The sequence below is a fragment of the Leclercia barmai genome (assembly GCF_049312895.1).
Lineage (GTDB): Bacteria > Pseudomonadota > Gammaproteobacteria > Enterobacterales > Enterobacteriaceae > Enterobacter > Enterobacter barmai.
This window is the reverse complement of record NZ_JBMNWZ010000001.1, coordinates 1668061-1679136: the sequence shown is the minus strand read 5'-3', so window position 1 is coordinate 1679136 and position 11076 is coordinate 1668061. Positions and strand designations below refer to the sequence as shown.

General features: G+C 52.3%; 12 protein-coding genes. 6 read left to right on the top strand and 6 right to left on the bottom strand.

Features of this window, described 5'->3' with window-relative positions; translation table 11 throughout:
• Positions 1–41: 41 nt before the first annotated feature.
• From ACOYA6_RS07950 to ACOYA6_RS07940, 3 genes are all read left to right on the top strand, one after another.
• Positions 42–1658: a mechanosensitive ion channel family protein gene (locus ACOYA6_RS07950; protein ID WP_039028553.1), complete on the top strand. Its 1617-nt coding sequence runs from the start codon at positions 42–44 to the stop codon at positions 1656–1658.
• Positions 1655–2770, top strand: a complete 1116-nt coding sequence (locus tag ACOYA6_RS07945; protein ID WP_422654451.1) for a BamA/TamA family outer membrane protein — start codon at positions 1655–1657, stop codon at positions 2768–2770. Before ACOYA6_RS07950 ends, ACOYA6_RS07945 begins: the two co-directional genes overlap by 4 nt.
• A gap of 224 nt (positions 2771–2994) precedes the next feature.
• Positions 2995–4182 (top strand): OmpP1/FadL family transporter, encoded by a 1188-nt coding sequence (locus ACOYA6_RS07940; RefSeq protein WP_139565241.1) that lies wholly within the window; start codon positions 2995–2997, stop codon positions 4180–4182.
• A gap of 42 nt (positions 4183–4224) precedes the next feature.
• Here the strand turns inward: ACOYA6_RS07940 and ACOYA6_RS07935 are convergent, their stop codons facing one another.
• The 4 genes from ACOYA6_RS07935 to ACOYA6_RS07920 all read right to left on the bottom strand — a co-directional run bounded on the left by ACOYA6_RS07935 (position 4225) and on the right by ACOYA6_RS07920 (position 6947).
• The gene (locus ACOYA6_RS07935; protein WP_139565240.1) at positions 4225–4752 is read right to left on the bottom strand and encodes a helix-turn-helix transcriptional regulator; all 528 of its coding nucleotides are present in this window, start codon (positions 4750–4752) and stop codon (positions 4225–4227) included.
• A gap of 149 nt (positions 4753–4901) precedes the next feature.
• Entirely contained in the window at positions 4902–5792 is an 891-nt protein-coding gene (locus ACOYA6_RS07930) for a LysR family transcriptional regulator (RefSeq protein WP_422654450.1), read from the bottom strand.
• An 18-nt stretch (positions 5793–5810) separates the two neighbouring features.
• On the bottom strand, positions 5811–6536 hold the full coding sequence (locus tag ACOYA6_RS07925) for a hypothetical protein (RefSeq protein ID WP_422654449.1): 726 nt from the start codon (positions 6534–6536) through the stop codon (positions 5811–5813).
• 219 nt (positions 6537–6755) lie between these two features.
• Positions 6756–6947, bottom strand: coding sequence for a hypothetical protein (locus ACOYA6_RS07920; RefSeq protein ID WP_039028558.1), 192 nt, complete (start codon positions 6945–6947; stop codon positions 6756–6758).
• 244 nt (positions 6948–7191) lie between these two features.
• Here ACOYA6_RS07920 and ACOYA6_RS07915 point away from each other — a divergent pair, with 244 nt between their 5' ends.
• Positions 7192–7611, top strand: coding sequence for a translesion error-prone DNA polymerase V autoproteolytic subunit (locus tag ACOYA6_RS07915; protein WP_039028559.1), 420 nt, complete (start codon positions 7192–7194; stop codon positions 7609–7611).
• 70 nt (positions 7612–7681) lie between these two features.
• Positions 7682–8173: a GNAT family N-acetyltransferase gene (locus ACOYA6_RS07910; protein WP_422654448.1), complete on the top strand. Its 492-nt coding sequence runs from the start codon at positions 7682–7684 to the stop codon at positions 8171–8173.
• A gap of 90 nt (positions 8174–8263) precedes the next feature.
• On the opposite strand, the gene ACOYA6_RS07905 is transcribed toward ACOYA6_RS07910, so the two are convergent.
• Together ACOYA6_RS07905 and ACOYA6_RS07900 are read right to left on the bottom strand one after the other, a co-directional pair.
• Entirely contained in the window at positions 8264–8755 is a 492-nt protein-coding gene (locus ACOYA6_RS07905; protein WP_223075405.1) for a 2-thiouracil desulfurase family protein, read from the bottom strand.
• A gap of 215 nt (positions 8756–8970) precedes the next feature.
• Complete coding sequence (locus ACOYA6_RS07900; RefSeq protein WP_422654447.1) at positions 8971–10146, bottom strand: MFS transporter; 1176 nt, start codon at positions 10144–10146, stop codon at positions 8971–8973.
• Between the two features lie 84 nt (positions 10147–10230).
• Between ACOYA6_RS07900 and ACOYA6_RS07895 the strand changes: the two genes are divergently transcribed.
• Positions 10231–10737, top strand: a complete 507-nt coding sequence (locus ACOYA6_RS07895; RefSeq protein WP_170927880.1) for an Lrp/AsnC family transcriptional regulator — start codon at positions 10231–10233, stop codon at positions 10735–10737.
• The last annotated feature ends 339 nt before the right edge of the window (positions 10738–11076 follow it).

Here is an 11076-nt window from a genome sequence, read left to right as displayed (position 1 = left end):
GTCTGAAAAATAACGATAATTGCGCGTTTCGGGTGGTGGAAATGAACAGGATCCTGCTCGTACTGTTAACGTGTTTTCTCTCTGGTTTTGCTTTTATTTCGCACGCAGCGGAACCGCGTCAGGCGCCCACCGAGCAGGAGCGCGCCCGCACCGTCTATATCTTTCATCAACCCATCGTCATGCTGCAGGCGAAGTTTGGCCTGACCACGCCCGAGGAGCGGGTATTGCGTATCCGCAATACGCTGCGCAACTTCACCCAGGAGGACGTGCGTGAGCCGCTAAAAATAGTGACGGTGTCACGCTACAACCAGCAGGGAAGGCTGATCGTCATGAACGGCAAACCGGTGATGCTGCTGGCGCAGGGGGATCTGGACGAAGGGGATGATTTAACGCTGGATCAGGCCGCCCAGCGGGTGCTGGCCCGTATGGAAGCCCAGCGTATGGCCCTGCGCGATCAGTATGATTCCGGCTGGCTGGCGCTCTCCACCGTAAAAGCGGCGGCGGGATTCCTGGTCTTCATTCTCTTCTGTTATGGCGCATACCGCTCCTGGCGCTGGGTGCGGCGTTTTTATCGTCAGCGGATCATTGAGAACCGTAGCTGGATCCCGCATCGCTGGCGGCGTTTTATCGGTGCCATCGAAACGCGGCTGTACGCCCTGCTGATGATTTTACTGGGGATCGTCGCGTTTTATTTCTGGCTAAGTTGGGTCTTCAGCCTCTTCCCCTGGACCCGCGTATGGGGAACCTCTCTCGGCGACTGGTCGATGCGCGTGCTGCGGCAGATGGCGCTGTCGATTGTCTCGGCGCTGCCGGGGCTGCTGATCGTTATGCTCATTTTTCTTATCACCGCGTTTATCCTCAAGCTGCTGAAAGTGGTCCTGAACCAGGTAGAGGCGGGGCGGCTGCAGCTGCCGGGGATCCACCCGGAAACCGTCGGCGCTACCCGCAAGCTGATTTCGGTGGTGGTGTGGCTGTTTGCCCTCTCTGCGGCGTACCCCTTTTTACCCGGTGCCAACTCGCTGGCCTTTAAGGGGATCAGCGTCTTCTTCGGTTTAATGCTCACCCTGGGATCGGCGGGGGTGATGAACCACGCCATGAGCGGTCTGGTGCTGACCTATTCCCGCGCGCTGCGCAAAGGCGATGTGATCCGGGTGGGGGATAACGAGGGGCAGGTGAGCGAGATAGGCATGCTCGCCACCAAGATCATCACCCGGGAAAATTACGTGGTGACGGTGCCCAATGCGGTGGTGGTGAGCGGCAAAATCACCAACCTCAGCGTGCAGAACCCGGACGGCGGGGTGAACCTGACGGTGGGCGTTACCATCGGCTACGACACCCCCTGGCGGCAGGTCCACGCCATGCTGGAGCTGGCCGCCAAGCGGGCGCAGGGCATCGATCATACCCACGCGCCGCTGGTGCGTCAGCTGAGCCTGATGGACTGGTATATCGCCTATGAGTTGCAGGTCCGGCTTCTGCCGGGCCAGTCGCTGGCGATGGCCCGCAACGAACTGCACAGCCACATACAGGACGTGTTCAACGAGTTTAACGTGCAGATCATGTCGCCGAACTTCGTGATGCAGCCAGAGGGCGCGGTGATGGTGGCGAAAGAGAACTGGTATCCGGCTCCGGCGTCGGCTCCCGACGGTGATAAAGGATGAAGCGGCTGTTGCTGCTGACTGCACTCTGTTGCGGGCAAGCCACGTCGGTTGGCCTGATCGATCCTGAAGACGGCATGCTGGATATGAGCCATAACCTTGAGGATAAGCCTTACGGATTTCTGCCGATCCCGGTGGTGATCACTGAGCCCGCCATCGGCTACGGCGGCGGGCTGTTTGGCCTGTTTCTGCACGGGAAAGGCACCCAGGCTAACGGGCGATTTATCCCTCCGGCGATGACGGCATTCGGCGGAGGCGGCACTGAAAACGGCACCTGGTTTGTCGGCGGTGGCCACCGGCGGACCTGGCAGGAGGACCATATCCGCTATCTGATTGCTGGCGGCTATGCCGATATCAATCTTGATATCTATTCCGGCGATGTCGCCGGGTTCAGCCGCAACAAAGCCATCAACACCGAAACCCAGGGCTACGGCGGTATGCACAAACTGCTGTTCCGCGTCGGGGATTCGCCGGTGTTTCTCGGTGCGTCCCAGTCCTGGAGCAAGGCGGATATCGCCGCCAAAAACAATCCGGTTATCGATCGCGTGTGGCAGCGGGTGTTGGGAGATGACAGCACCTCTTCGTCGCTTGGCGTGGTGGCGGAATATGACACCACCGATAACTTCTTCTGGCCGGGGCAAGGGGTCTCGCTCAGCGGTGAGTACCAGTTTTACGGCCACTTCCTGGGAGGCGATTACCGCTACGATCTGCTGACCCTGGACGGCAAAGTTTTCCTGCCGCTGAACCCCACCTGGACGCTGTCGCTCGCCGGGAACTATCAAATGCTCTCCCAACAGGATCAACACCTGCCGCCGATGGCACGCCCCTATATCAAGCTGCGGGGGATCTCCAGCTATCGCTATCAGGGCGAGGATGTCAGCACCGTGCAGGCCCAGCTCGGCTGGCAGGTGACGCCGCGCTGGGTTGTGCAGGGGTTTGTCGGGGCCGGTAGCGCTGAAGATCATGCAAGCGATCTCTACACCAGCGCAGAAGTGGCCTGGGGCACCGGGTTTCGCTATCTGATTGCCCGGCAGTACGGGTTACACACCGGGGTGGACGTGGCCTTCAGCGATCACGAGCAGGCGGTCTATTTCAACGTGGGCTCCGGCCTGTAAATGAGAATGGTTATGCGATGGACTAAGGTCATGGTGCCGCCTGGCATGTGAGCGCGGCACGAAACAGCGCAAGGGGACGGTTTTCAGTCCGTTTAAGGCTTTTCTGAAGAAATCTCCGCGTTTTCCCCGGAAGATCCCTGCTCCGGTTTATCAGGGACACAGCAAGGGTGAGCGCAGGGGCGCTATTTACGTTTACTAAACAGACAACAATAAGCAGGTGGCAAATGAAAAAATTGACGGTGATATGTCTGGGGCTGCTTTTCGCCCAGACGGGCCATGCCAGTGGTCTCTACTTCTACGAAATCGGCACGGAAGATACGGCCCTTGCCGGTGCGGGGCAGGCGGCGCGCGCCCAGGATGCGTCAACCATTGTCACCAACCCGGCCGGGATGACCCGCCTTCCGGATCACATGTTCACCGGCGGCGTGCAGATGATGGACGGGAACATTCCTTACACCCTGGACAACGAGTCCGGCCGAAAAAGCCCGGGCGATATCATGAGCGCGTTCCCCAATGCCAGCGGCTTTTACGCGCAAAAAATCAATGACGATCTGTATGCCGGGATCGGCATGTACGGCAACTACGGCCTGGCGACCGACTACGGTGAGTGGGCGGGCGACAGGCTTCTCAAGAAGAGCGCAATGGTCGCTCTGACCCTAAGCCCTTCGCTGGCTTATAAGCTGAACGACCGGGTGTCGATTGGCGGCTCGGTCAACGTTAACTACGGACTCTTCTCGCTGACGCGCAACGTCGACGGTGATGATAAAACCGAAAAAGATCACGACTGGGCCATGAGCTATCGACTGGGATTACTGATGGAACTCACCGACCAGACCCGGGCGGGGATCACCTGGACCAGTAAAACCGAATATGACTTTGATATTGACGGCAAGGCCCGCTTCCCGAACCTGCCGAACGTTGAATACGATCTGCCGATCTCGGCGCAGGTCAGGGCTCCGCAGCAGATCATGTTAAGCCTGGTGCATGATATTAATCAGACGTGGTCGGTAATGGGCGATCTGGGCTGGCAGGACTGGAGCCAGTTCGGTAGCCCGCAAATTACCGTGGTAGGGCAGGATCTCGACAAGAAAAACCGCCTCAAAGACTCCTGGCACACGGCGCTGGGGGTGCAGTATCGCCCGACAGAGCAGTGGCGTATCAATGCCGGGGTGGCGTTTGACAGCACCATCTATGAATCGCAGAGTGACGTGGCGCTGTCGCTCCCGACCGGCGACGAATGGCGTTTCGCCACCGGCGCGCAATATCAGATAACACCGCAAAGCAATATTGGTTTCGCGGTTTCGTATCTGCATATGCAGTCTTCCCGGGTGCAGTCTCCGGCGATCCTGAAAGGCAGCTATGACGATCCGTACCTGTGGTTTGCCAGCCTGAACTACAGCTATCAGTTTTAAGGCGCGCGCCACTGCCTGGCGGGAGTGGCTATCAAACTGCTGTCACAATGACGGGTCGATGATGGCGGATCTGACCCTGTGCATAGCGAGCATATTTTTTGCTCGCATGTTCAGCTTCTCCTGAATCTTGATACGGTAGGTGCTGGTGGTTTTTTGCGACAGGCTCAGACGCCTGGCAATTTTATGATTCTCCAGGTGAACCAGCTTCAGCACGTCGTATTCCCGGCGCGTAAAGTGATGCTGCCTGAAGTGAGGAAAAAAGTTGATCAGATGCTGCAAGGGTTGCAGGGTAAAGCGCAACGATGAGTAAATGATGTTATCTATTTTGATGTAGCAATCAGCCTCAATTTCGTTCAGTAAAACAATATATCTGGATTTCTCCTGCCTTACTTTTTTAATAACCTGGTTACGCAGGCCATCGTGGGCAATAGCGATGATGACATCCCGAAATGTACCCAACTCATCCAGCTGGTCCAGATCTGCATCATTACTCATAAATACAGTATTCAGCTTTGAGCAATGAATGCCTGAACAAAGATAATAATTATCGCTTAAGAAAACAGTACGCATAATAATATCGAGTTATAGAGAGTTAAAAGGGAGCAGCTAGGTTATAGATGAAGGAGGGGGCTGTAAAATTAAAACGGCCGCGAAAATTTAAATACTCGATTTAAATTATTTGAATTGTCCTGTAATTACTGAAGTTATGACCTCTGGCCTTATGTCACCGTAGACTGAAACTGCTGAATTAATTTTCCCAGCATGGGGTTGGTGGCGAGGGAGTGATGATAATGAAGATAACACTCATAAGACATATCAAGTTCTGCTGGAACATCCAGAACTTTTATCGGGAGCAGGGGCTTAATATTTTTAGCAATTAACGTTGGTAACAAAATGATAAGGTCGCTGTGGGCGCAAAGCATCACCAGATTGAGCGTACTGCTGGCGACAAAGGCGACATTACGCGTCTGGAAAAGTGCATTAAACCGGTTGGTTTGTTCAACGCTGTCGCTGATCAAATGCATTCCCCGGGACCAGATAGCATGCTGATGCTGCGTCCAGTCAGACAGGGAAAATGTTTCACCGATTTCCGGATGGTTGTGCCGGACAATGGCCGAGATTTCGCTGGTGAAAAATTTAAGCTGGATGATGGAGTTATTCACCGGAAGGCGGGTACCAATATCAATATCCACCTCTTTATTTCTGATCCTGGCTATTCTGGCTTCATCGTTTTCAATGGCTGAACAAAAATTGATGCGCGGGAGCTGTTCCGTGGTAGCAATTAGCGCGGTTGACAGCAGCAGTTCAAGGACGGAATAGCAGCTGACGGTAAAGATATTTTTCTCTGTTGCGGAAAGGACGCTCTCTACGTCAAGTTCGTTGACTATTTTTTGATATTTTTGGCTGAGCTCTTCTGCCAGGCTGCTCGGCACCATCCCCGTTCTGGAACGATAAAAGAGGGCCGAACCGGTGATTTTGCGCGCTTTGTTGAGGGTGTAACTGATGGCACCGGGAGAGACGCCCAGGAGCTTCGCGGTCTGCATTACGCTGCCGCAGGAGCAAAGCGTATGAATGGTTCTTAAGGTTTTGATATCAAACTTGTGTTCCACTGGCGTCACTTCCTGTTTTTAGATGAATTTCAGCATAAACCGGACCGGTTTAATTTGCAGGATTTTTTGCCAGATGGCAGATAAATCGACGATCCCGGCCATGCCCAGCAACACCAGAATAATCAATAAGGTGGCAACGGTAATAACGAACATAAAGCGGACAATATTTTTGTGCATCTTTTGTTGCTGAGTAACCCGGCGATCCTCTTTCTCATACTCAACGAGGGTGGTAATTGCCTGGCCCTGAACGTAATAGACACCCTGGTCTTCGGTTAAATCTCCGCTTATCACCAGCGACTCCAGCAGCAGTTTTATTTTTCGTCTGAAGGCTTCATTTTTAATGTGCTTATACCACAGCGTGCCATACAGCAGGGCGATCACCTCATCCACACTAAACCCGGACGCGGTGCGTGAGGGCCGCTGATTAACATAGCTGGCGACCAGTAGCCTGAGTAAATTAAAACGGTCACGGCTGATGGTTTCGGTATCCGATTTTGCGCCTGAAATCACTCTGCCTTTCAGGCGGGCAATCTGCGTCTTTAGCGTAATAACCTTCAGGGTGCGATCGAGCGCAAATGCAATAATGCTTTTATAAGTCTGCGCATAATTTTTTTTGTAATGGACGATCTCGGCGTCCATCTCAGGAATATCGACAAGTTTTTTTACAATATTGCCATTCTGATACAGCGACGATAATGATAAAGAGGCATCCTGGGCGTTATCCCAGTCCTGTATGTTCTGCAAAATATAACGATTATTTTCTGCATCTTTTAAAAAAACGGAATAATAGTCGTATGGTATACCTTTCGCGGCGCTATAACTTTGTAACAAAGGTAAATATTTACGCCATAAAAACAGTTTCATCCTGTTAATATCGATTATGCTCATTGGTAAATGCCTGATGATGTAAATGTCCTGAAGTCGACAGGATATCTTATTTCGTACATCACATCTAATTCTGCATTAAAAACCAATAAATCCACTCATGCCTTGCGCCAGGAATACCACGCTTTCATGATCAGACTCCCCCTTATCGCCACTGTTCTGGGTGATAACCTCGGCCTTATTTTCGGGCTGTTGGGGCGTGTTGTCAGCACCCGCTTGCGCGCTGACGGAGAGTAAAGCGACGACGAGAACGATAAGCTTAGGAAGCATGGGATTTACCTTTCAGCAGATAAACAACCGGTGTCTGAAATTAAAAAATAGTCGATCCCCCGGGCTTTGCAGAAAGAATCGCTGCGCACCCGTCCTGAAAACATTTACAAAACAAATATTTCTAGCTGCAATAATCACTTATAAGCGAAGCGGTTAAGCAATAAACTGCCGTTGCTGGCCCACGACTTGATTGCGCCTCTCGTCACGACTACTGTATATAAAAACAGTATTCGAGGAACGAATCATGGAGTTTTACCAACTTTCAGCGCTGCGCGAGGTAATTGCGCTCCCCCTTTTCAGCGATGTGGTGCAGTGCGGCTTTCCCAGTCCGGCCCAGGACTACGTTGAGCAGCGTATCGATCTGAATAAATTACTTGTTCAACACCCCAGCTCGACCTATTTCGTCAAGGCGGCGGGGGATTCGATGATTGATGCCGGCATCGGCGACGGCGATCTGTTGATTGTCGACAGCGCCAGAACCGCGCAGCACGGAGATATTGTTATCGCCGCGGTGGAAGGGGAATTTACGGTAAAACGCCTCCAGCTCAGGCCCCGGGTGCAGCTTAACCCGATGAACAGCGCCTATTCGCCGATCCTTGTGGGCAGTGAGGACTCTCTCGATATCTTTGGGGTGGTGACCTACATCGTTAAGTCGGCGGATTAGCCAAATTCTGACGCACACGCACTCAGGAAAAGGTAACCTGTCGGCCATAACACGATGAAGAGGTAAAAACATGACCACCCCGGTATTCCGCCAGGCAACCCCTGCTGACGTCGATCGTTGCTTTGAGATTGAAATCACCGCCTATGAAGGGGATGAAGCGGCAACGCGTGAAAAAATTGCCACCCGTATTAACCGCTACCCGGAAGGCTTCCTCTGCATGGAGCTGGAGGGCAAGGTCATCGGCTTTATTAATGCGGGCTGCGCGTGGGATGTGGTGATGTCCGACGAAGAGTTTAAGGAGCTGGTGGGGCACGATCCCGCGGCGCCAAACGCGGTGATCATGTCCGTGGTGGTCGACCCGGCTTACCAGGGCAAAGGCTATTCGTCGCTGCTGATGCGTGAATTCGTGTCGAAGATGAGAGCGATGAATAAAAAGACCCTTCACCTGATGTGCAAGGATCGCCACGTCGATCTCTATGCCCACTTTGGCTACCAGTACATCAGGCCGTCTGCCTCCGATCACGGCGGCATGGCCTGGCATGAAATGATGATGACGCTCTGATGTAAACCGCCTGCCGCGGCGCGAGCCCGGCAGGCACATCCTGAACGAAAAGCGAATCTGATACCGTTCGGCTTAAACCTGGGGAACCCTTCATTCCCGTTCTTCAATCCAGCTCACAAGCTCTGCAAACTGCGTTTCTGAAAATACCGCAATGCCATGTTCGGAGAGCAGCGATGCCGCCACTCCCATACCCGGTTTACGCTGACTACGGAAAGAACCGTCATAGATAAACTGGCTTCCGCACGTTGGACTACCATCAGTTAACAATGCAGCAGTGCACCCGGATTCTCGTGCTGCTTGCAGAGCCAGCCAGGCTGCAAGTTGATAATGCTTCGTAACATCCCTTCCAGTATTTTCAATTATTCTGGCTTGTCCGCACATTACGTCTTTACCATCAGCCGACACAATCTCTGCAGGTGGTCTTGGAACAGGTAGCCCGGCCGCTAACTCAGGGCAGTGGATCACCAGGCGCTGCTCCTGTTGCCAGCGAGCAAGTTGATGAGTCATCTGCGCTTTCTCTTTTCCGTTATAACGGACTTTCAGGCCCATCAGGCAAGCACTGACCAATATTTTATTTATCATTATTTCTGGGTGTCAGGATGAAAAAGACGAAGGATTGTAACAGCTTGCTCCATCCTCATAAATGAAAGGATTTCAACGTAAGAACGTCCGCGCCTGACACGGAGTGGACGGGGCTGAGAGTCTGCTTTGAGCGAAAAGCGGACATCGCCCAGTTTAAACAGATGTCCGCAATACATGTTGTTAATACAGATAAACAATAGTCTTTGATTATTCAATCAGTAAGAATCAGCATTTAATACATATCCTTTACGAGCACTGAGCCAGGCAAGATAAGCCAAGCTCAGAGCAATTAAGGACAGAATAGCGCCCGCCCAGTTCGGTGACGCCAGACCAAACCCTGCGGCAATAGTTACCCCGCCAGCCCATGCGCCCAGCGCATTTCCCAGATTAAACATGCCAATATTGACCGATGCAGCCATCGTGGGGGCACCCGCCTGGCTTGCCCGTTCCATCACCAACTTCTGAATAGGCGATACTGTCGCAAAGCCGAATGCCGCCATCAGGAATACTGAAATTCCGGCAATCCACTGATGTTCGACTCCCACCCAAAATACCAGTAGTACCATCCCCTGAGCCGCGAGGGTGACGAAAAGCGTGCCAAACAGGGAGCGATCGGCAAATCGTCCGCCAACCCAGTTGCCAACGGCAAGCCCGAGACCAAACAACACCATTAACCCCGCCACGCCGCCTTCGGAGAAACCGGCTTCTTGAACCATCATCGGCGCAATATAGGTGATAGACGTGAAAAAGGCTGCCGGGCCGAAAATAGTAATCCCCATGACCAGCAGCACCTGCGGATCAACAAAGGCCCGAAGCTCGTTACGTAAAGCAATAGGCTTACCTTTCGCAATGTGTGGAACCAGTATGGCTACGCTTGCCATTGTCAGCAGACCAATACCAGCAATTACCCAAAATACCAGTCTCCAGCTAAATGTCTGAGCAAGCCACGTCCCGGCAGGCACGCCGAGAAGATTGGCTAATGTCAGCCCCGAAAACATAAAGGCGATGGCACTTGCCTGACGACCGGGCGCGACCAGCGATGCAGCAATAATTGAACCTATACCGAAAAATGCTCCGTGATTAAATGAGGTGATAATACGACCCACAACCGCTACCGCCATCGTCGGCGCAAGTGCTGTAATAACATTGCCCAGAGTAAAAATTCCCGCTAACGCGATCAGCATAGCCTTACGAGGAACTCTTGCGCCCAGCACGGTTAACAGCGGTGCGCCGACAAAGACGCCAAGCGCGTAGGAAGTCGCCAACAATCCCGCTTTAGGAATGCTGACACTAAATTCTGCGGCAATTTGCGGGAGAATTCCGGCAATGACAAATTCAGTCAGACCGATACCGAATGCTCCGACAGCAAGGGCGAAAAGTGCGATAGGCATTGCAACTCCATTATCTGTTTTGTGGCTTAATAATATTAGGTGGAATAAAGTATATTCATATTTTCATTCAGAATGAGAAGCCATATGAGTACATTTGATAAAGAAAAAGATGGTATTCGGCAGACAAGGCATAAACCAGCGGAACTGGACGCCATTGACCGAAAAATATTAGGTGCCTTAGCGGATGACGCAGGCCGCAGCTATACGGAGTTGAGCGAGATTGTGAATTTATCGGCCCCCGCAGTTCACGATCGCGTAAAACGACTGAAGCGTGATGGGGTAATCAAGGGTACCGTGGCGGTACTGGATGGCTGCAAACTGGGACGGACCCTTTTAACGTTCCTTGTTATCGATACCAGCAGCTATCATGCGACACGTGCCCTTTTGCAGTTCACCAACCGCAAGGAAGTGGAAGAATTACATACCGTTGCCGGTGACGGCTGCGTCTTTATCAAAGTGCGGGCCGCCGATACCGAATCGCTGGAAAATTTCCTGATGGAGATTCAGAGCCTTGAGGGTGTACGCTCTGTGCGCAGCTATATCGCGCTTTCTACGTTCCTGGAACGTGGCCCATCACCTGATTCAGCTTGATAAGAGCAGGCTTGGCAAAGATAACTCAGTTCTTTTACAAATAAATGTCCGCTTTTGGCACAAAGCGGACCGTTGATGAGTTCAGATTTAGTCCCGATGCGTATCGTCTGCCTTATCCTGAGTCGTCAATTATCTCTTTAACTTTATATCCCGTCCTGTTGGTATCTGAACATCGGGTAAATAAGGGCACATAATAAAAAGCGCTAATTAATCGCCTTAAGTCAAATTAACGCCGGTTAACGGATTCGCAGGCGTGAGGTTATTTAAGTTGTTGTTAAGATTAATCTTATAATTAACGGGAATAAGTCCTATTCATTAGAGATGCTGAATGTTTTGGCG